Genomic DNA, 21917 nt, shown 5'->3' with positions numbered 1-21917 from the left:
GTACTCATCCCCACCACGGCATGGAATCTGCACCGATACTGTTTGAGGAAACTGCTGTGACTACAAATAACAAAGTTCGCAATGTCGATGTACGCGCGCCACGCGGCACACAATTAAACGCAAAAAGCTGGCTGACCGAAGCGCCGTTACGCATGCTGATGAACAACCTCGATCCTGAAGTTGCGGAGAACCCACACGAGCTGGTGGTGTACGGCGGCATCGGCCGCGCCGCACGCGACTGGGATTGCTACGACAAGATCGTCGAAACCCTGAAAACGCTGGAAGAAGACGAAACCCTGCTGGTGCAGTCCGGCAAGCCGGTCGGCGTCTTCAAAACCCACAGCAACGCCCCGCGCGTGCTGATCGCCAACTCCAACCTGGTGCCGCACTGGGCGACCTGGGAACACTTCAACGAACTGGACGCCAAAGGCCTGGCCATGTATGGCCAGATGACCGCCGGCAGCTGGATCTACATCGGCAGCCAGGGCATCGTTCAGGGCACCTATGAGACCTTCGTCGAAGCGGGTCGCCAGCATTACGACGGCAGCCTGCAGGGCCGCTGGGTGCTGACCGCCGGCCTGGGCGGCATGGGCGGCGCGCAGCCGCTGGCCGCGACGCTGGCAGGCGCCTGCTCGCTGAACATCGAATGTCAGCAGAGCCGCATCGATTTCCGCCTGAAAACCCGCTACGTCGATGAGCAGGCCAACGATCTGGACGACGCGCTGGCCCGCATCAAAAAATACACCTCAGAAGGCAAAGCCATCTCCATCGCTCTGTGCGGCAACGCGGCGGAAATTCTGCCTGAGCTGGTTCGCCGCGGCGTGCGCCCGGACATGGTCACCGATCAGACCAGCGCCCACGATCCGCTGAACGGCTACCTGCCGAAGGGCTGGAGCTGGGAAGAGTATCGCCAGCGCGCCCAGACCGAGCCGGCTAAAGTGGTCGCCGCCGCCAAGCAGTCGATGGCCGATCACGTCAAAGCCATGCTGGCGTTCCAGCAGATGGGCGTGCCGACCTTCGACTACGGCAACAACATTCGCCAGATGGCGAAAGAAACCGGCGTCGACAACGCCTTCGACTTCCCGGGCTTCGTGCCGGCCTACATCCGTCCGCTGTTCTGCCGCGGTATCGGGCCGTTCCGCTGGGCGGCGCTCTCCGGCGACCCGCAGGACATCTACAAAACCGACGCCATGGTGAAAGAGCTGATCCCGGATGACGAACACCTGCACCGCTGGCTGGACATGGCGCGCGAGCGCATCAGCTTCCAGGGCCTGCCGGCGCGCATCTGCTGGGTTGGCCTTGGCCAGCGCGCCAAGCTGGGCCTGGCGTTCAACGAGATGGTGCGCCGCGGCGAACTGTCCGCCCCGATCGTCATCGGCCGCGACCACCTGGATTCCGGCTCCGTTTCCAGCCCGAACCGTGAAACCGAAGCGATGAAAGACGGTTCCGATGCGGTTTCCGACTGGCCGTTGCTGAACGCCCTGCTGAACACCGCCAGCGGCGCCACCTGGGTTTCCCTGCACCACGGCGGCGGCGTCGGCATGGGCTTCTCCCAACACTCCGGCATGGTGATCGTCTGCGACGGCACCGACGAGGCCGCCGAGCGCATCGCCCGCGTCCTGCACAATGACCCGGCTACCGGGGTCATGCGTCACGCCGACGCCGGTTACGATATCGCTATCGACTGCGCCCGCGAGCAAGGCCTGAACCTGCCGATGGTTGCCGCGACCCAAGGAGAAAAAGCATGAAAGCGCTGACTATTCGCCCTGGCAAACTGACGCTGGCCCAGCTACGCGACGTCTATCAACACCCGGTGACGCTGACGCTGGACGACAACGCCTACGGCCCTATCCAACAGAGCGTGGCCTGCGTGGAACGCATTGTTGAAGAAAACCGCACCACTTACGGCATCAACACCGGATTTGGCCTGCTGGCTTCGACGCGCATCGCCCGCGACGATCTGGAAAACCTGCAGCGTTCGATCGTGCTGTCACACGCCGCCGGCGTGGGCGAGCCGACCGACGACAACCTGGTGCGCCTGATCATGGTGCTGAAGATCAACAGCCTGTCGCGCGGCTTCTCCGGCATTCGTCTGGAAGTCATTCAGGCGCTGATCGCGCTGGTCAACGCCGAAGTTTATCCGCATATTCCGCTGAAAGGCTCCGTCGGCGCCTCCGGCGACCTGGCGCCGCTGGCGCACATGAGCCTGGTGCTGCTGGGCGAAGGCCAGGCGCGCCATCAGGGCCAATGGCTGCCGGCGACCGAAGCGCTGGCCAAAGCCGGCCTGAAACCGCTGACGCTGGCGGCGAAAGAGGGCCTTGCGCTGCTGAACGGCACCCAGGTCTCCGCCGCCTTCGCGCTGCGCGGCCTGTTCGATGCCGAAGATCTGTTCGCCGCCGCGACCGTGGCGGGCAGCCTGACGGTGGAAGCGGCGCTGGGCTCCCGCAGCCCGTTCGATGCGCGTATCCACGAGGTGCGCGGCCAGCGCGGCCAGATCGACGCCGCCCTCGCCTATCGCCACCTGCTCGGCGCGCGCAGCGAAGTCTCCGACTCGCACCGCAACTGTGAAAAAGTGCAGGATCCTTACTCCCTGCGCTGCCAGCCACAGGTAATGGGCGCCTGCCTGACGCAGATCCGCCAGGCCGCCGAGGTGCTGGAAATTGAAGCCAACGCCGTCTCCGATAACCCGCTGGTGTTCGCGGAACAGGGCGACGTGCTGTCCGGCGGCAACTTCCACGCCGAACCGGTAGCGATGGCCGCCGATAACCTGGCGCTGGCGTTTGCCGAAATCGGTTCGCTGTCCGAGCGCCGCATCTCGCTGATGATGGACAAGCATATGTCGCAGCTGCCACCGTTCCTGGTGGAGAACGGCGGCGTGAACTCCGGCTTCATGATCGCCCAGGTGACCGCTGCGGCGCTGGCCAGCGAAAACAAAGCGCTGGCGCACCCGTCGAGCGTCGACAGCATTCCGACCTCCGCCAACCAGGAAGACCACGTTTCCATGGCGCCGGCCGCCGGTCGCCGCCTGTGGAGCATGGCGGACAACGTGCGCGGCATTCTGGCGGTCGAATGGCTGGCCGCCTGCCAGGGCCTGGATTTCCGCAACGGCCTGAAGACCTCGGAAGGTCTGGAGCAGGCGCGCCGTCTGCTGCGCGAGCATGTCAGTTTCTACGACAAGGATCGTTTCTTCGCCCCCGACATTGAAGCCGCCAGCCAACTCTTGGCGGCCGGTCACCTGACATCGCTGCTGCCTGCGGCGCTGCTGCCTAGCCAGGCATAATCATCACACACTGAATCACGCAGTTTGTTCTGCCCCGCCGGGTGCGTTCCACCCGGCGCGGGCAGCGCGTGCCTGTTCGGCAAACACTTAACGGGAAGCAACATGCGTAACGAAACGACACAACTCAGACGCGGACTAAACGCGCGGCACATCCGTTTCATGGCTCTCGGCTCGGCGATCGGCACCGGCCTGTTCTACGGCTCCGCCGGCGCCATCCAGCTGGCCGGCCCGGCCGTGCTGCTGGCCTACCTGGTGGGCGGCGCGGCGGTGTTCATGGTGATGCGCGCGCTGGGTGAAATGGCGGTGCACCAGCCGGTTTCCGGCTCGTTCGGCCACTACGCCAGCCACTATCTCGGCCCGCTGGCCGGGTTCCTCACCGGTTGGACCTACACCTTCGAAATGGTGATCGTCGCCCTGGCGGACGTCACCGCCTTCGGCATTTATATGGGGCTGTGGTTCCCGGAGGTCGCCCAGTGGGTCTGGGTACTCAGCATCATTCTGTTTATCGGCGCGCTCAACCTGTGCAGCGTCAAGGTATTCGGCGAGCTGGAATTCTGGCTGTCGCTGGTCAAGGTCGCCGCCATCGTGGCGATGATCGTCGGCGGCGCGGCGGTGATGCTGTTCGGCTTCGGCCAAACCCAGCACGCCACCGGTATCAGCAACCTGTGGCAGCACGGCGGCTTTATGCCTAACGGCATCGGCGGCGTGGTCGCGTCATTGGCGGTGGTGATGTTCGCCTTCGGCGGCATCGAGATCATCGGCATTACCGCCAGCGAGGCGAAAGACCCCGCCAAAGTGCTGCCGAAAGCGATCAACGCCGTGCCGGTGCGCATCCTGCTGTTCTACGTGCTGACGCTGACGGTGCTGATGGCGATCTATCCGTGGAACAGCATCGGCCAGAACGGCAGCCCGTTCGTGGAGATCTTCAGCAACCTCGGCATCAGCTCCGCCGCCAACGTACTGAACGTGGTGGTGATCACCGCCGCCATCTCGGCCATTAACAGCGACATCTTCGGCGCCGGCCGCATGATGTACGGCATGGCGCAGGACGGCCAGGCGCCGCGCAGCTTCACCAAACTGACCGCCAGCGGCGTGCCCTGGATGACGGTGCTGGTGATGTCGGTCGCTCTGCTGCTGGCGGTGGTGCTCAACTACCTGATCCCGGAGAAAGTCTTCATGATCATCGCCTCGATCGCCACCTTCGCCACCGTCTGGGTGTGGCTGATGATCCTGCTTTCGCAGATCGTCATGCGCCGCACGCTGTCGCCGGAGGAAACCCGTCAGTTGAGCTTCCCGGTGCCGTGGTGGCCAGTGGCGCCGGCATTGGCGACCGCCTTTATGGCATTTGTCATCGGCCTGCTCGGCTACTTCGAAGAGAGCCGCATCGCGCTGTACGTCGGGCTGGTGTGGATCGCTTTACTCACCGTGGCTTACTGGCTGTGGGTGCGCAAGAAAGGCGGCGGCTCGCCGGTGAGCGCGGCAACGCAGCAGATGTAACGCTCACTTCTAATAAAACCCGCTGCGGCGGGTTTTTTATTGCGCTTTTGGCCAAACGCCGGCCATAAAAAAACCCGCCGAAGCGGGTTTTTATTTAACAACCGAATCGGTCGAACTTACTGGCCTTTAACTTCTTTCAGGCCGTTGAACGGCGCACGGTCACCCAGCGCTTCTTCGATACGGATCAGTTGGTTGTATTTGGCAACGCGGTCAGAACGGCTCATGGAACCGGTTTTGATCTGGCCAGCCGCAGTCCCTACCGCCAGGTCGGCGATGGTCGCGTCTTCGGTTTCACCGGAACGGTGAGAGATCACCGCGGTGTAGCCAGCGTCTTTCGCCATCTTGATAGCAGCCAGCGTTTCGGTCAGAGAACCGATCTGGTTGAATTTGATCAGGATGGAGTTAGCGATGCCTTTCTCGATGCCTTCTTTCAGGATCTTGGTGTTGGTCACGAACAGATCGTCGCCCACCAGCTGGATTTTGTCGCCCAGAACTTTGGTCTGGTAAGCGAAGCCCGCCCAGTCGGATTCATCCAGGCCGTCTTCGATAGACACGATTGGGTACTGTTTGGTCAGATCTTCCAGGAAGTGAGTGAACTCTTCGGAAGTGAAGGCTTTGTTGCCTTCGCCGGCCAGCACGTATTTACCGTCTTTGTAGAATTCGGAAGCCGCACAGTCCATCGCCAGAGTCACGTCTTTGCCCAGCTCGTAGCCCGCCGCTTTTACCGCTTCAGCGATAACCGCCAGCGCTTCGGCGTTGGAACCCAGGTTTGGTGCATAGCCGCCTTCGTCGCCCACGGCGGTGTTCATGCCTTTGGCTTTCAGAACTTTCGCCAGGTGGTGGAACACTTCAGAACCGATGCGCACCGCTTCTTTCAGGGTTTTCGCGCCAACCGGCTGAATCATGAATTCCTGAATGTCGACGTTGTTGTCAGCGTGCTCGCCGCCGTTGATGATGTTCATCATCGGCAGTGGCATGGAGAATTTGCCTGGGGTGCCGTTCAGTTCAGCGATGTGCTCGTACAGCGGCATGCCTTTAGAGGCTGCGGCCGCTTTCGCTGCTGCCAGGGAAACCGCCAGAATGGCGTTGGCGCCGAAGTTGGATTTGTTCTCGGTGCCGTCCAGATCGATCATGATCTTGTCGATGTTCGCCTGGTCTTTGGCATCTTTACCCAGTACTGCCTGAGCAATCGGACCGTTTACTGCAGCAACGGCTTTCAGTACGCCTTTACCCAGGAAACGAGACTTGTCACCGTCACGCAGTTCCAGCGCTTCGCGGGAACCGGTAGAAGCACCTGACGGCGCAGCAGCCAGGCCTACGAAACCGCCTTCCAGATGAACTTCGGCTTCAACAGTCGGGTTACCGCGGGAGTCGATGATTTCACGACCGATGACTTTAACGATTTTGGACATTAGGTTTTCCTCAGTACAAGTTAAACTAAAACTCCAGACAAACAGCGCGCGGTTCTCACCGCGCGCCGCCTACCAAATATTTTATTTCACCTGGCGCTTCTGATGCTCGCCTGCGGCTTTCACGAAGCCGGCGAACAGCGGATGCCCATCACGCGGCGTAGACGTAAATTCCGGGTGGAACTGACAGGCTACAAACCACGGGTGATTCGGCAGTTCAATGATCTCAACCAGCTTGTTGTCGGCGGAACGACCGGCGACACGCAGCCCTGCGGCTTCGATCTGCTTCAACAGCATGTTGTTAACTTCGTAACGGTGACGGTGACGCTCGACAATGGTCGGTTCGCCGTACAGCTGACGCACCAGGCTGTTGTCGATCAGGTTGCACTGTTGGCCACCTACGCGCATCGTGCCGCCCAAATCGCTTTCTTCGCTGCGCACTTCGACGTTGCCGTCTTCGTCGCGCCATTCGGTGATCAACGCCACCACCGGGTACTTACAGTCTGGCATAAACTCGGTGGAGTTGGCGTTTTCCATGCCCGCCACGTTGCGAGCAAACTCCATCAACGCCACCTGCATGCCCAGGCAAATGCCCAGATAAGGAATGTTGTTCTCGCGCGCATAGCGTGCGGTCATCACTTTGCCTTCCACGCCGCGGTAGCCGAAGCCGCCCGGGATCAGGATCGCGTCCAGCCCTTTCAGCACTTCCACGCCGCGGGTTTCCACGTCCTGCGAATCGATCAGCTTGATGTTTACGGTCAGACGGTTTTTCAGCCCGCCGTGCTTCAGCGCTTCGATCACCGACTTGTAGGCGTCCGGCAGCTCAACGTATTTGCCGACCATACCGATGGTCACTTCGCCGCCCGGATTGGCTTCTTCGTAGATCACCTGTTCCCATTCGGCCAGGTTGGCTTCCGGTGCGTTCAAGCTGAATCGTTTACAAATATAATCGTCCAGCCCCTGAGATTTCAATAGGCCTGGGATTTTATAAATAGAATCAACGTCTTTCAGAGAGATAACCGCTTTTTCCGGCACGTTGCAGAAAAGCGCGATTTTAGCGCGTTCGTTAGCAGGAACCGCGCGATCGGAACGGCAAATCAGCACATCCGGCTGAATACCGATGGAAAGCAGCTCTTTTACGGAATGCTGGGTCGGCTTGGTTTTCACTTCACCAGCTGCCGCCATGTACGGCACCAGCGTCAGGTGCATGTACAGAGTGTGCTCGCGGCCCACTTCCACCGCCATCTGACGGATGGCTTCGAGGAACGGCAGCGATTCGATATCGCCGACGGTGCCGCCGATTTCCACCAGCACCACATCGTGGCCTTCGCCACCTTCGATGATGCGCTCTTTGATCGCGTTGGTGATGTGCGGAATGACCTGCACGGTCGCACCCAAATAGTCGCCGCGGCGTTCTTTACGCAGCACGTCGGAGTAGATGCGGCCGGTGGTGAAGTTGTTGCGACGCGACATTTTGGTGCGGATGAAGCGCTCGTAGTGACCCAAATCCAGATCGGTTTCTGCGCCGTCTTCGGTGACGAAAACTTCCCCATGCTGAATCGGGCTCATGGTGCCCGGATCCACGTTGATGTACGGGTCCAGTTTCATGATGGTAACGTTGAGGCCACGGGCTTCAAGAATAGCCGCCAGAGAGGCTGCGGCAATGCCTTTACCCAGAGAGGATACGACCCCGCCGGTCACAAAAATATAATTAGTTGTCATGCTGAACCTGAGAGTTTAGGTTTAAAGACGATGGAAGAACCAGGACGGGAAAGTAGTATACCCGAACCTCTCCTGACCTACAAACGATCGTTTTGCTGTCCATCATCTCGGCCGCCCTCCCGTGTTCATCAGGGTTTACTCCGCCGGCGCCGCCTAAACCCTCCAGGTAAAACAAAGAGTTAGCAGAGAAAATTTCTTTTTACCGCCCCTCAGGAGCGATAAAACGCCTTAGATTTCAGTTTGTTGCCCTTTTGCTGCCGCCGGCAGCCATGCGCCTCTAACCTGACCGAAAGCTTAACCGTTTCAGCTTGAGCGAACCTTGTCGGCGATCAACATTGTCGCGGCGATTCAACTTTCCTGACGTTTCACCTGCTGCCAAGCCTCTTCCATCTGCTCCAGCGTGGCGTCTTCAAGCCGCAGCCCGCTTTGCTGGACAATCTCTTCCACCTGGCGGAAGCGGCGCTCGAACTTGCGGTTCGCCGCCTGCAGCGCGTTCTCCGCCTTGTGGCCTAAATGGCGCGACAGGTTCACCGTGGCGAACAGCAGATCGCCGATCTCCTCTTCCAGCTTGCTCTCGTCGACCACCGCCTGGCGGGCTTCGTGCATCACTTCGTCGATCTCTTCGTACACTTTGTCCAGCACCGGGCCCAGGGTATTCCAGTCGAAGCCGACCGAGGCGCAGCGTTTCTGGATCTTGTGCGCTTTCATCAACGCCGGCAGCGCCTGCGGAATATCGTCCAGCACCGAGTGCAGCGCTTTCTCGGCGCGCTCACCGGCCTTCAGCTGCTCCCAGCGCGCCGCCACGGCTTCGCTGTCTCCGCCCTCGGCGTCGCCGAAGATGTGCGGGTGACGGCGCTCCAGCTTGTCGCTGATGGCGGTACACACCTCATCGAAATCGAACAGCCCCTGCTCCTGCCCCATTTGCGCGTAGAACACCACCTGAAACAGCAAATCACCCAGCTCGTCGCGCAGATCGGCGTAGTCCTGCCGCTCGATGGCGTCCAGCACTTCGTAAGTCTCTTCCAACGTATAAGGCGCAATGGTGGCGAAGGTTTGCTTGCGGTCCCACGAGCAACCGATCTGCGGGTCGCGCAGCGTTTTCATGATGTTCAGCAGACGCTGCAGCGGAGTGGATTGGGTCATAAAAAATCTCTGAGAAAGCATGGGGGCGCAGGGGAGCGCCCGCCGAATTCATGGATTTCGGGCCGCATCCGCTATCGATACGGCCCGAAAGGCGATGTGGGCTTAGTTGCCGTGCAGACGCTTGGCGTCTATCACGTCCGGCAGCTGGTTCAGCTTCGCCAGCACCCGGCTCAGCACCTGCTGGTTGTAGATTTCGATATCCATGTCGATGGTGGCCAACTGCTTCTTGGTGTCGCTGCGGCTGGCGACGCCCAGTACGTTGACCTTTTCGTTGGCCAGAATGGTGGTAATGTCGCGCAGCAGCCCGCTGCGATCGTTGGCCATCACGCGCACCACCAGCGAATAACCGCTGGAGTAGCTTTCACCCCATACCGCGTCGACGATGCGCTCCGGCGCGTGCGATTGCAGATCGACCAGCTGATCGCAGTCCGCACGGTGGATCGAAATACCGCGCCCCTGGGTGATAAAGCCGACGATGTCGTCGCCCGGGATCGGCTGGCAGCAGCGGGCGATGTGGTGCATCAGGTTGCCCACGCCCTCCACCACCACCCGGCCATTGTCCTTGTTGCGGGCCGGCGGCGGCGCTTTCTGCTGCACCAGCTGGCGCAGCGCCTCGCGATCCTGCTCTTCGGCGCTCGGCTTGTTGAACTTGCCCTGCAGGTAATTCACCATCTGGTTCAGGCGAATGTCCCCACCGCCGATCGCCGCCAACACCTCGTCCAGCGAGTTCATGTTGTAGCGCGGGATCAACAGCTTCTCGGCCTCTTTCAGGCTGATGCCGAGATGCTCCAGTTCGTTGTCCAGCATCTGACGACCGGCGAGGATGTTCTTGTCGCGATCCTGCTTGCGGAACCAGTTATGGATCTTCGAGCGCCCGCGGCTGGTGGTGACATAGCCCAGGTTCGGGTTCAGCCAGTCGCGGCTCGGGTTCGGCTGCTTCTGGGTGATGATCTCAATCTGATCGCCCATCTTCAGCTGATAGGTAAACGGCACGATGCGGCCGCCGATCTTGGCGCCGATACAGCGGTGACCGACGTCGCTGTGAATGTGGTAAGCGAAATCGAGCGGCGTGGAGCCGGCCGGCAGATCCACCACGTCGCCTTTCGGCGTAAACACATAGACCCGATCGTCGAACACCTGGCTGCGCACTTCGTCGAGCATCTCGCCGGAGTCCGCCATCTCTTCCTGCCAGGCGATGAGCTTACGCAGCCAGGCGATGCGTTCTTCGTAGCCGGAGCGCACGGTCACGCCCGCGCCCTCTTTGTACTTCCAGTGCGCGGCCACGCCCAGCTCGGCGTCTTCATGCATTTGCCGGGTGCGGATCTGAATCTCGACGGTTTTGCCGCGCGGCCCCAGCACCACGGTGTGGATCGACTGGTAGCCGTTGGGTTTCGGGTTGGCGACGTAGTCGTCGAACTCGTCCGGCAGATGGCGGAAATGGGTATGCACGATGCCCAACGCCGCATAGCAATCCTGCAGGCGCTCCGCCACGATGCGCACCGCGCGCACGTCGAACAGTTCGTCGAACGCCAGGTGCTTTTTCTGCATCTTGCGCCAGATGCTGTAGATGTGTTTCGGCCGGCCGTAGATCTCCACCCGAATGCCTTCGCTGGCCATCTCGGTACGCAGCCCGGCGACGAAATCGTCGATGAACTGTTCGCGATCGATGCGGCGCTCATGCAACAGCTTGGCGATGCGCTTGTATTCTTCCGGATGCAGGTAGCGGAAGCAGAAATCCTCCAGCTCCCACTTCAGCTGGCCGATGCCGAGCCGGTTGGCCAGCGGGGCGTAGATGTTGGAACATTCCTTCGCCGCCAGCACGCGTTCGTCTTCCGGCGCGTCTTTCACCTCGCGCAGATGGGCGATGCGCTCCGCCAGCTTGATGACCACGCAGCGGAAATCCTCCACCATCGCCAACAGCATGCGGCGCACGTTGTCGACCTGTTCGGAGGCCATCGAATCGTTTTGGGTGGCTTTCAGTTGGCGAATGGCGTCCATGTCGCGCACGCCGTGCACCAGCGCGACGATGCCCTTGCCGAACGCTTCGGTCAGGGTCTCTTCCTGCACGATGCCGGCGTCCACCAGCGGGAACAGCAGCGCGGCGCGCATGCTGTCGTTGTCCATGCTCAGCGTCGAGAGGATTTCCACCATCTCCAGACCGCGCCACAGCAGCAGCGAGGCGTCGGGATGGTTCTGGGTCTGCTGCTCACAATAACGCCAGGTTGCGGCCAATCGCTCACATGACTGCGGGTTAGGTAGCCCCAAGCCGGCGATCCACTCATCGAGAGCGAATTCACCCGCCGTATTCAGATGTGCACTTCTTACCGCAACCATAACTTCTCCCTACTTTGCAGCGACCTCTGGCGCGCGCTCGTTGATAAACAGCGCCATTGATTCAAGATGCCCCGTGTGCGGAAACATATCCAACATCCGCACGCGCGCAAGACGATAACCGGCGCTCAACAGCACTTTGCTGTCGCGAGCCAGCGTGGTGGGGTTACAGGAAACATACACCACCCGCGCCGGCGCCAGTTTTACAATGTGTGACATCACCCCGGCCGCACCGGCACGGGCGGGATCCAGCATCACCTTATCAAACCCTTGTGCTGCCCAAGGTTGCCGCGCAACGTCGTCCTCCAGATTCTCGTGGAAGAACGATGCATTATTCAGCTTATTCTTATGTGCATTATATTGCCCATTCGCTACCAGCGTGGCAACACCTTCGATGCCCACCACCGCAGCGGCGCGGCGCGCCAACGGCAGGGTGAAGTTACCCATGCCGCAGAACAGGTCCAGCACCCGATCATTGGGTTGAATATCGAGCCATTCAAGGGCCTGCGCCACCATTTGTTGGTTTACGACGTCATTGACCTGAATAAAGTCGCGCGGACTGAAGTCTAAGCGTAGCCCGTCAACCTGATAATACGGCGTGTCACCGCACAGTTTCTCCACGCGATCGCTGTCCGGCGCCAGATAGACGGCGACGTTTTCCCGCTCGCCAAACGCCAACAGCGCCTGCCGATCCGCCTCTTTCAGCGCGTCGAGATGGCGCAGCACCAGCAGCGGGCCGTTGTCCGCCAGCACCAGCTCCACATGCCCCAGCCGCCGTACCGCCTGCAGCCCGCTCAGGCAGGCGCGCACCGGCGCCAGCAGCTGTTCCAGCTCCGGCCGCAGCACCGGACAGTGCTCCACCGCCACCAGCTCGCTGGAGGCCGCCTGTCGAAAACCCATCATCAGGCGCTGCAACTTCGGCTGCCATGCCAGGCTCAGGCGAGCGCGGCGGCGATAGCCGTATTCCGGGCCGGCGATCACCGGTTCCTGCTGCGGGGTCACCCCGGTTTCGCGGGCGATCATGCGCACCAGCGCCGCCGCCTTGCTCTGCTGCTGCAGCGCTTCATCCGCATGCTGCTGCTGGCAGCCGCCGCAGACGCCGAAATGCGGGCAACGCGGCGCCACCCGCTGCGGGCTGCGGCTCAGCAAGCGTTTGAGCTTGCCTTTGGCGAACTGGCGCTTGTCTTCGGTCAGCTGGATTTCCGCCTGCTCGCCCGGCAATACGCCCGGCACGAACACCGCTTTGCCGTCGTGGCGCGCCACGCCCTGGCCGAAAGGATCGAGATCGCTCACCGTCACGGTGAAGATTTGTGAGCTCTGCCGGGTCGTCACGCGGCGTTTGGGAGAGTAGAATTGCGCCATATTTGTCGATTGTGTGCTGGTTCATTAAGCTAGTGTCAGCTGTCAATTCTCCCACATTGGAATCCCATGACCAAATACAGCCTGCGTGCGCGCATGATGATCCTGATTCTGGCCCCGACCTTGCTGATTGGTTTGCTGCTCAGCACCTTCTTCGTGGTGCACCGCTATAACGAGCTGCAGGAGCAATTGGTCGACGCCGGCGCCAGCATCATCGAGCCGCTGGCGGTGGCCAGCGAGTACGGCATGACGTTCCGCAGCCGCGAATCGGTCAGGCAGTTGGTCAGCCTGTTGCACCGCCGCCATTCGGACATCGTGCGTTCGATCACCGTGTTCGATGCGCAGAACAATTTGTTCGTCACCTCCAATTATCATCACAACTTCGCTCAGCTGCAGCTGCCGAAAGGCGTGCCGTTGCCCACCGAGCTGATGCTCACCCGACGCGGCGATTCGCTGATCCTGCGCACGCCGATCCTGTCGGAAAGCCAGTATCCGGATGAAACCGCCGACGGCGGCAGCCACCCCGACAACAACCTGGGCTATGTGGCGATCGAGCTGGATCTGCAGTCAGTGCGGCTGCAGCAATATAAAGAGGTCTTCGTCTCCACCCTGCTGCTGTTGCTGTGCATGTGCATCGCTATCCTGTTCGCTTACCGGCTGATGCGCGACGTGACCGGCCCGATCCGCAACATGGTGAACACCGTCGACCGTATCCGCCGCGGCCAGCTCGACAGCCGCGTGGAGGGTTACATGCTCGGCGAGCTGCACATGCTGAAGAACGGCATCAACTCGATGGCGATGTCGCTCACCGCCTATCACGAAGAGATGCAGCAGAACATCGATCAGGCCACCTCCGACCTGCGTGAAACCCTGGAGCAGATGGAGATCCAGAACGTCGAGCTGGATCTGGCGAAAAAACGCGCGCAGGAGGCGGCGCGCATCAAGTCCGAATTCCTGGCCAACATGTCGCACGAGCTGCGTACACCGCTCAACGGCGTGATCGGCTTCACCCGCCAGATGCTGAAAACCGATCTGAGCGCGACCCAGACCGATTATTTGCAGACCATCGAACGCTCGGCCAACAACCTGCTGACCATCATCAACGACGTGCTGGACTTCTCCAAGCTGGAAGCCGGCAAGCTGGTGCTGGAGCATATTCCTTTCGCCCTGCGTGAAACGCTGGACGAAGTGGTGGTGTTGCTGGCACCCAGCGCCCACGACAAGGGGCTGGAGCTGACGCTGGATGTGCACAACGACGTGCCGGAGCAGGTGATCGGCGACTCGCTGCGCCTACAGCAAATCATCACCAACCTGCTGGGCAACGCCATCAAGTTCACCGAAACCGGCAATATCGACATTCGCGTCGAGCTGCGCAAACAGCTGGATCGCCGGGTGGAGGTGGAAGTGCAGATCCACGACACCGGCATCGGCATCTCCGAACGCCAGCAGTCGCAGCTGTTCCAGGCGTTCCGTCAGGCGGACGCCAGCATCTCCCGCCGCCACGGCGGTACCGGGCTGGGGCTGGTGATCACGCAAAAACTGGTGAAAGAAATGGGGGGCGATATCTGTTTCCACAGCCAGTTGAACCGCGGCTCGACCTTCTGGTTCCACATCACGCTGGATCTGAACGAGGGCATGCTGTCGCTGGCGCCGAGCCTGCCGGACCTGAGCGGCAAAACGCTCGCCTATATCGAGTCCAACCCGACGGCGGCGCAGGCGACGCTCAACATGCTCAGCATCACGCAGCTGGTGATCACCCACTCGCCGACGCTGGGCCAGTTGCCGCCAGGCCACTATGACTTCCTGCTGGCCGGCGTGCCCATCCCGTTCCGCGACAACATGGCGCAGCACGAGGACAAATTGCTGGCCTCGCTGAAGCTGGCCGATCGGGTGATTCTGGCGCTGCCGTGCCAGGCGCAGATCGACGCCGAGCTGCTTAAACAACAAGGCGCGCTCGGCTGTCTGATCAAGCCGATCACCAGCACCCGACTGTTCCCTCTGCTCCGGATGGAAGCGCCGGCACGCCTCACCGCGCAGCCTGAGCGTAAACGCCTGCCGCTGACGGTGATGGCGGTTGACGACAACCCGGCCAACCTGAAGCTGATCGGCACGCTGCTGGGGGAACAGGTAGAAAAAACCCTGCTGTGCGAGAGCGGTGAGGAAGCGCTGGCGCTAGCGCGCGACAACGTGCTGGATTTGATCCTGATGGACATTCAGATGCCGAAGATGGACGGCATTCACGCCAGCGAACTGATCCGCCAGCTGCCGCATCACAACTCCACGCCGATCGTCGCCGTTACCGCCCATGCCGCCAGCGGCGAGCGCGAGCACCTGCTGCAGGCCGGGATGGACGACTATCTGGCCAAACCGATCGACGAGAAAATGCTGACCCGCGTGCTGTCGCGCTACCACAGCGGCGACGTGGAAAACGCCATCGCCGACGACGCTCCGCTGTCGCTCGACTGGCCGCTGGCGCTGCGTCAGGCGGCCAACAAACCGGATCTGGCGCGCGATCTGCTGCAAATGCTGCTCGATTTCCTGCCGCAGGTGCGCGAACGGGTACAGGCGCTGCTCGACGGCCAGCATGACGACGAGATCCTCGATCTGGTCCATAAGCTGCACGGCAGCTGCAGCTACAGCGGCGTGCCGCGCCTCAAGCAGCTGTGTTTCTACCTCGAGCGGCAGCTGCGTCAGGGCATCACCAACGACGAACTGGAGCCGGAGTGGCTGGAGCTGTTGGATGAGATTGAACTGGTGATCCACGCGGCGCGCGCGCATCTGGCGCAACCCGCCTGAATCCTCAGGCCATAACGCAAAAAGGCACGCCGCAGCGTGCCTTTGTTTTTTTAACGCCTGACGCCTATCACTGCGCCAGCAGGTACAGCTGGCTCTCGCCGCGTTGAATATTCAACGCCAGTACCGACGGCTTGCTGTCGAGGATTTTACGCAGCTCACCCAGGTTCTGGATCGGCTGTTGGTTCACGCCCAGGATCACGTCGCCCTTTTTCAGGCCGATGCGCGCCGCGGCGCTGCCGGCTTTCACGCTGTCAACCTTGACGCCCTTCACGTTGCCGACCTGGGTGTTGCTCAGCTCGGCACCTTCAATGCCGGTGTAGATATTGCCCGAGGCCACCTGGGTCTGCGCGCTTTGCTCCAGCGTGACGTCAATCGTCACCGGCTTACCGTCGCGAATAATGCCCAGCGACATCTTGCTGCCGACCGGCAGCGTGCCGATCTCCGCCCGGAACGAGGCGAAGCTGGAGATGGCCTTGCCGTTCATGGTGACGATCACGTCGCCGGCCTTGATGCCCGCCTTCGCCGCGGAAGACTTCGGCATCACCTGGCTGACGAAGGCCCCGCGCTGCGCGTCGACCTTCATCGCCTTGGCCAGCTCAGAGTTCAGCTCGGTACCCATGATGCCCAGCTCGCCGCGTTTCACCTGGCCATATTCGACCATTTGCGCCGTCAGGTTTTTCACCATGTTGCTCGGAATGGCGAAGCCGATACCGATGTTACCGCCGTCCGGCGCCAGGATCGCGGTGTTGATGCCGATCAGCTCGCCGTTGAGATTAACCAGCGCCCCCCCGGAGTTACCGCGGTTGATCGCCGCATCGGTCTGGATAAAGTTTTCGTAGTTTTCGATGTTCAGGCCGCTGCGCCCCAGGGCGGATACGATGCCCGAGGTGGCGGTTTCACCCAGCCCGTACGGGTTGCCGATCGCCACGGTGTAATCGCCGACGCGCAGCTGATCGGAATCCGCCATCTTGATCGCCGTCAGATTCTTGAAGTCTTTCAGCTGGATCAGCGCAATATCGGAACGCGGATCCTTGCCGATCACCTTGGCGTCGAAACGGCGGCCGTCGCTCAGCTGCACCTGGATCTTGTTGGCGTTGTCCACCACGTGGTTATTGGTCACCACGTAGCCCTTGGCGGCATCGATGACCACCCCGGCGCCCAGCGCCTGGAATTTCTGCTGCGTGCCCTGCGGCTGGCCATCCGGCCCAGGCTGTTCGCCGCCCTGACACATCGGCGAGCCCTGGAACGGCGAGCCGTCTTGGCAGAACGGTGAATCTTCGCCGAAGAACTGTTGGAACTGCTGCGGCATGCGCGGCGTATTGACCGTGGTGCTGCCCTCAACGTTAATGCTCACCACGGAAGGCATTACCTTTTCCAGCATCGGCGCCAGGCTCGGCAGCTGTTGTGTACTGGAAGAGGCGGTTTCAGCGGCGCTGGCCGTGACCGGGCCCATCGCCATACCGATACTGAATGCCAGTGCGCTCAGAACTAATGCGGTTTTTTTCATCTGTGTGTCTCTTATAAAGTCGTTCAAAAAGAATGGCTGTCTTGCGTGCTTATTCAGAGTTAATTAATAGCCCGAAGTTCCGGCACAGATGATTGGCAATAGTAAACAAATATTGTCCGTCTTTACAAAACTCGAGACAGCCAACCGATTGGAATTGCTAAAATTATTCTTCAGCGTAATTATTCCGCCGCCATCAATCGACGATATTCGTCATAGGCGTAAAGGTCGGTCATTCCGCTGATATAGTCCTGCAATAAACGCGCGCGGAAATAATATTCCCGAATGGCTTGCTGCTCCGGCGATAAATGCTGCAGCCCCTCTACCGCCTCCGCATACGCCAGCCGATGCTTGGTGGACAGCTTGTGGAACAGGCGCGTTTCGATCGGGTAAGCGCGATGGCTGTCCTCGCGCACCAGTTGGCTGAAATCCGCCAGCGACATCGCCAACAGCGGGCTGTAAATGTCCAGCAGGCCGCTGATCACCCGGTAGCCTTGCAGCTCGAGTTGCTCGACCTCCGGGTGGTTGAACACGTGCTTGAACGCCACATTTTTAAATATTTTCAGCAGCCGGTACGCCGGGCTGGAGTCCTCCAGCAGCGCCTGATTGAAACTGCCCTGATAGACCGCATCCAGATTGTCGATAAAGCGCTGCGCCGCGTGCGGCACCAGCCGCGCCACGGTAAACACCCGCAGATACATGAAGAACTGATCTTCCGCGCTGCGCCGCGCGCCGCCGCGATCGATCTTGCGAAACGCGCTGGCGACGGTCTTGTCGAACAGATCGCCCGGCACCACCTCGCCCCACTCCTGAATCAGGTGCTGATACAGCTGCTCGACGGTGAAAATGCTCTTCTCCACCGCGTCTTCCAGATCGGCCACGCAGTACGAGATATCGTCGGCGGCCTCCATGATATAGGTCAGCGGGAAACGATCGAACTCGCCCATGTGCAGCTCGCGCCGCAGCCGATCGACGAAGGCCTCTTCCGCCAGATAGTAGCCGGGCTTTTTCATCAGGTAACTGTGGCTGGCGGGGATGTCGCTCGCCCAGTAGGCCGGGCGGGTGTATTTCAAAATGCAGCCGACCTGCGCGTAGGTCAGGTTGAGCTTGAGCAGGCTGTACACCATGCGGATCGCCTGGGCATTGCCCTCGAAGTGGCTGAGATCCTGACGGATCCGGCTGCGCAGCCGGTTCAGATCGCTCTCCCCCTCATGCAGGCGCAGCGTCGCCACCTGGCAGCGATCGTGGCTGCCCGGCTCGCTGCCGCAGCTGGCGGGATCGAGCCGTTGGGCAAACCAGTCGTTGATCGCCGACTCGCCGAAGTGACCGAACGGCGGATTGCCGATGTCGTGCATCAGGCAGGCCATTTCCACGATGCTTTCAAACGGATCGAGCAGCCGGGTCAGGCCGAGCTCATCAATTTTCCCCGCCTGTTTGAAGCGGTTGAGGATCTCTTTGGCGATGTGGCGCCCAACCTGCTGCACCTCCATCGAGTGCGTCAGGCGGCTGCGCACCGCCGCGTTACGCTCCAGCGGAAACACCTGGGTTTTTTGCTGCAGACGGCGAATGGCGGCCGAGTTGACGATGCGCCCGCGATCGCTCTCGAATTGCCGCACGATGTCGTACTCTTCCTCGGCCTCGATCGGTTTGCTGAAAGGCCGTTGGAAGCTGATTTTTTGCTTGAAGTCGATCCCGGACATCTGTTTCTCCGCCGTTGCGCCCTGCCCCCGTGATAACAATTCCCGGCAGCGGATGCAACGCATTATCTCTCATACACAGCCATGATAGACTATGCCGCAATTCTCACGGCCAATCAGCGAGTGTTATTTATGAAAGTAGGCATCATCGGCGCAATGGAGCAGGAAGTCACCCTGCTGCGCGATCAAATCGAAAACCGTCAAACCATCCAGCGTGCGGGCTGCGAAATCTACACCGGCCAGATCGGCGGCGTTGACGTGGCTCTGCTGAAATCCGGCATCGGTAAAGTCTCGGCGGCCATGGGCACCACCCTGCTGCTGGAACACTGCAGCCCGGATCTGGTGATCAACACCGGTTCCGCCGGCGGCCTGGCCAGCACCTTGCGCGTGGGCGATATCGTGGTGTCGGAAGAAGTGCGCTACCACGACGCCGACGTCACCGCCTTCGGCTACGAGCCGGGCCAGATGGCCGGCTGCCCGGCGGCGTTCGTCGCCGACGACGCGCTGATCGCGCTGGCGGAAAGCTGCATCAAACAGCTGGATCTGCACGCGGTGCGCGGCCTGATCTGCAGCGGTGACGCCTTCATCAACGGCGCCGAGCCGCTGGCGCGCATTCGCGCCACCTTCCCGCGCGTCGCCGCCGTGGAAATGGAAGCCGCAGCGATCGCCCACGTCTGCCATCTGTTCGGCACGCCGTTCGTGGTGGTGCGCGCCATTTCCGACGTCGCCGACAGCGAATCGCACATGAGCTTTGACGAGTTCCTGGTGGTAGCGGCCAAGCAGTCTACGCTGATGGTCAACGCCATGCTGCAAACCCTGGCCAAGCGCGGTTGATGTGAGGCTGCGCTTCACCTCGATGCTCTGTCTGTTGGCGCTCTGGCTGGCCATGCCGGCCGGCGCCGCTCAGCGGGTGATCAGCCTGGCGCCCAACGCGACCGAACTCGCCTATGCCGCCGGCATGGGCGATGTGCTGGTGGCGGCGAGCGCCTATTCCGATTATCCGCCGCAGGCCGCCAAGCTGGAACAAGTGGCCTCCTGGCAGGGCATCAATCTGGAGCGGGTGCTGGCGCTCAAGCCGGACCTGATCCTCGCCTGGCGCGGCGGCAATCCGCAGCGCGTGCTGGATCAGCTCGCTGCGTTCGGCATCCCGATTTTCTATGCGGACGCCGACACCCTCGAAGGGATCGCCGGTTTGCTGGACCAGCTGGCGCAATACAGCCCGCACCCGGAGCAGGCGCATCAGGCGGCGGAGGGCCTTCGCCGCCAGTTCGCCGCTCTCAAACAACAGTATGCCGCTAACCCATCACGGCGCGTGCTGCTGCAGTTCGGCACCCAGCCGCTGTTCACCAGCGCCGGCGCCACATTGCAAAGCCAGGTGCTGGCGCTGTGCGGCGGGCAGAACGTCTTTGCCGACAGCCGCACCCCTTGGCCGCAGATCAGCCGCGAGCAGGTGTTGGCGCGCCAGCCGCAGGCCATCGTCATCACCGGGGGCGCGAAAGCAGCCGCCAGTGTGAAAGCCTTCTGGGCCCCGCAGCTGCAGGTGCCGGTGATCGCGCTGAACGAAGACTGGTTCAACCGCGGCGGGCCGCGCATTGCGTTGGCGGCGCAGCAGCTGTGCCGCCAGCTGGCGGAGATCCGCTGATGCTGGTGTTCTGGTTGGATATTCTCGGCACCGCAGTGTTCGCCGTCTCCGGCGTGCTGTTGGCCGGCAAGCTGCGCATGGATCCGTTCGGCGTGCTGGTATTGGGCGTGGTCACCGCGGTCGGCGGCGGCACCATCCGCGACATGGCGCTGGCCAACGGCCCGGTGTTCTGGGTCAAGGATCCCACCGATTTGGTGGTGGCGATGATCACCTGCGTCTTGACGCTGCTGCTGGTGCGCCAGCCGCGCCGGCTGCCGAAGTGGGTGCTGCCGGTGCTGGACGCCGTCGGGCTGGCGGTGTTCGTCGGCATCGGCGTCAACAAGGCCTTCGCGGCCGGCACCGGCCCGCTGGTGGCAATCTGCATGGGAGTGATCACCGGCGTCGGCGGCGGCATTATCCGCGACGTGCTGGCGCGCGAGATCCCGATGATCCTGCGCACCGAAATTTACGCCACCGCCTGCATCATCGGCGGCATCGTGCACGCCACGGCGTTTTACACCTTCCACATGCCGCTGCAACAGGCCATGATGCTGGGCATGATCATCACCCTGGCCATTCGCCTGGCGGCCATCCGCTGGCACCTCAAACTGCCCGCCTTTATTCTCAAACGCTGAGCCGTCGCCCTGCGGGGCGACGCTTTGCAACGCCGCACCTGGTGATTTATTAGACTATTAACGGGTTTAATGGTATTATTTTCGACCGAAAAATAGCGTAGTGACGATGTAAAATTCTGTTATCCGCAGGTTAATTCCTTTCCCACGCTGTTAAAACTTTTTAACTTTTTGCCGATAAGTCATCACAAGATGGCTTACGGATGACTATTCCCGCAATGATGAAAAAAATTCTGCTTGCCTGCTGTGGCACCCTGCTGAGTGGCGCCGCGTATGCCGATGCCGTCAGCGGCCAGATCGGCGTTACCCTGACCATTGAACCGCAATGCGCCGTGCGCCTCGAGGCCGCCGCCCCACAGGCCGAATGCAGCCACGCAACGGCGCAGCCGAACATCATCCACAGCCCACCGGCACAGGAGAGCGGTGCAGAAGTGATCCTCGTGGAATGGTAGGCATAAAAAAACCCGCCGGCCGTAAGGCGAGCGGGTTGATATTCTGACAGGCAAACTCAGATGCTAAACGACGAACCGCAACCGCAGGTGGTTTTGGCATTCGGGTTGGTCACCACGAAGCGCGACCCTTCCAGCCCTTCGGTGTAGTCCACCGAGCCGCCGACCAGATACTGCAGGCTCATCGGATCGACCACCAGCGCCACGCCCTGCTTCTCGATGGTCATGTCGCCATCGTTGACCTTGTCGTCAAAAGTGAAGCCGTACTGGAATCCGCTGCAGCCGCCGCCGGTAATGTAAACCCGCAACTTCAGGTTCGGATTTTCTTCGTCAGCAATCAGGAACTTAACCTTGCTTGCTGCTGCCTCGGTAAATTGCAGGGGCAGTGCCGTTTGATCACTCATACTCTTTACTCCCAACATTGTTCAGCATCAGATCGCGACTATGGCTGCCTGATTAATATTAACGATTATCCGA

The 21917-nt window shown here is 61.1% G+C and carries 16 protein-coding genes; 8 read left to right on the top strand and 8 right to left on the bottom strand.

Annotated features, from left to right (window positions below; genetic code table 11):
- The first annotated feature begins 56 nt into the window (after positions 1-56).
- The 3 genes from hutU (at position 57) to QOL81_RS14210 (ending at position 4777) form a co-directional block, all read left to right on the top strand.
- The gene (hutU, locus tag QOL81_RS14220) at positions 57-1748 is read left to right on the top strand and encodes a urocanate hydratase (protein ID WP_041033306.1); all 1692 of its coding nucleotides are present in this window, start codon (positions 57-59) and stop codon (positions 1746-1748) included.
- Complete coding sequence (gene hutH / locus QOL81_RS14215; protein WP_025301604.1) at positions 1745-3280, top strand: histidine ammonia-lyase; 1536 nt, start codon at positions 1745-1747, stop codon at positions 3278-3280. Before hutU ends, hutH begins: the two co-directional genes overlap by 4 nt.
- Before the next feature lie 102 nt (positions 3281-3382).
- Entirely contained in the window at positions 3383-4777 is a 1395-nt protein-coding gene (locus QOL81_RS14210; RefSeq protein ID WP_060422516.1) for an L-histidine transporter HutT, read from the top strand.
- A gap of 116 nt (positions 4778-4893) precedes the next feature.
- On the opposite strand, the gene eno is transcribed toward QOL81_RS14210, so the two are convergent.
- The 5 genes from eno to rlmD all read right to left on the bottom strand — a co-directional run bounded on the left by eno (position 4894) and on the right by rlmD (position 12744).
- Entirely contained in the window at positions 4894-6189 is a 1296-nt protein-coding gene (eno, locus tag QOL81_RS14205; RefSeq protein WP_038873548.1) for a phosphopyruvate hydratase, read from the bottom strand.
- Between the two features lie 81 nt (positions 6190-6270).
- Complete coding sequence (gene pyrG, locus QOL81_RS14200; protein WP_033637139.1) at positions 6271-7908, bottom strand: glutamine hydrolyzing CTP synthase; 1638 nt, start codon at positions 7906-7908, stop codon at positions 6271-6273.
- Between the two features lie 348 nt (positions 7909-8256).
- Entirely contained in the window at positions 8257-9051 is a 795-nt protein-coding gene (gene mazG / locus QOL81_RS14195; protein WP_033649234.1) for a nucleoside triphosphate pyrophosphohydrolase, read from the bottom strand.
- Positions 9052-9153: 102 nt separating this feature from the next.
- Positions 9154-11385: a GTP diphosphokinase gene (relA, locus tag QOL81_RS14190; RefSeq protein WP_038873545.1), complete on the bottom strand. Its 2232-nt coding sequence runs from the start codon at positions 11383-11385 to the stop codon at positions 9154-9156.
- Between the two features lie 9 nt (positions 11386-11394).
- The gene (rlmD, locus tag QOL81_RS14185) at positions 11395-12744 is read right to left on the bottom strand and encodes a 23S rRNA (uracil(1939)-C(5))-methyltransferase RlmD (protein ID WP_197757207.1); all 1350 of its coding nucleotides are present in this window, start codon (positions 12742-12744) and stop codon (positions 11395-11397) included.
- 66 nt (positions 12745-12810) lie between these two features.
- Between rlmD and barA the strand changes: the two genes are divergently transcribed.
- Positions 12811-15537: a two-component sensor histidine kinase BarA gene (barA, locus tag QOL81_RS14180; RefSeq protein WP_038873538.1), complete on the top strand. Its 2727-nt coding sequence runs from the start codon at positions 12811-12813 to the stop codon at positions 15535-15537.
- Positions 15538-15604: 67 nt separating this feature from the next.
- Here the strand turns inward: barA and degP are convergent, their stop codons facing one another.
- On the bottom strand, positions 15605-17044 hold the full coding sequence (gene degP, locus QOL81_RS14175; protein WP_033637134.1) for a serine endoprotease DegP: 1440 nt from the start codon (positions 17042-17044) through the stop codon (positions 15605-15607).
- A 179-nt stretch (positions 17045-17223) separates the two neighbouring features.
- Entirely contained in the window at positions 17224-18741 is a 1518-nt protein-coding gene (gene dgt / locus QOL81_RS14170) for a dGTPase (RefSeq protein WP_149570941.1), read from the bottom strand.
- A 129-nt stretch (positions 18742-18870) separates the two neighbouring features.
- Here dgt and mtnN point away from each other — a divergent pair, with 129 nt between their 5' ends.
- The 4 genes from mtnN (at position 18871) to QOL81_RS14150 (ending at position 21443) form a co-directional block, all read left to right on the top strand.
- Entirely contained in the window at positions 18871-19572 is a 702-nt protein-coding gene (gene mtnN / locus QOL81_RS14165; RefSeq protein WP_049200308.1) for a 5'-methylthioadenosine/S-adenosylhomocysteine nucleosidase, read from the top strand.
- A 22-nt stretch (positions 19573-19594) separates the two neighbouring features.
- A complete protein-coding gene (gene btuF, locus QOL81_RS14160) occupies positions 19595-20380 on the top strand; it encodes a vitamin B12 ABC transporter substrate-binding protein BtuF (protein ID WP_060422567.1) in 786 nt (261 codons plus the stop codon).
- Positions 20380-20994 carry a TRIC cation channel family protein gene (locus tag QOL81_RS14155; RefSeq protein WP_147839740.1) on the top strand — a complete coding sequence of 205 codons (615 nt, stop codon included), beginning with the start codon at positions 20380-20382 and terminating at the stop codon, positions 20992-20994. The genes btuF and QOL81_RS14155 overlap by 1 nt, the downstream gene beginning before the upstream one ends.
- A 200-nt stretch (positions 20995-21194) precedes the next feature.
- Entirely contained in the window at positions 21195-21443 is a 249-nt protein-coding gene (locus QOL81_RS14150) for a hypothetical protein (protein ID WP_127554757.1), read from the top strand.
- Positions 21444-21499: 56 nt separating this feature from the next.
- Here the strand turns inward: QOL81_RS14150 and erpA are convergent, their stop codons facing one another.
- Positions 21500-21844, bottom strand: a complete 345-nt coding sequence (gene erpA, locus QOL81_RS14145; RefSeq protein ID WP_033649222.1) for an iron-sulfur cluster insertion protein ErpA — start codon at positions 21842-21844, stop codon at positions 21500-21502.
- Between the last annotated feature and the right edge of the window lie 73 nt (positions 21845-21917).

The sequence above is a fragment of the Serratia sp. CC22-02 genome (assembly GCF_900182895.1).
GTDB lineage: Bacteria > Pseudomonadota > Gammaproteobacteria > Enterobacterales > Enterobacteriaceae > Serratia > Serratia nevei.
Note: the sequence above shows the minus strand (reverse complement) of the source record. Positions and strands in the feature narration are given on the sequence as shown.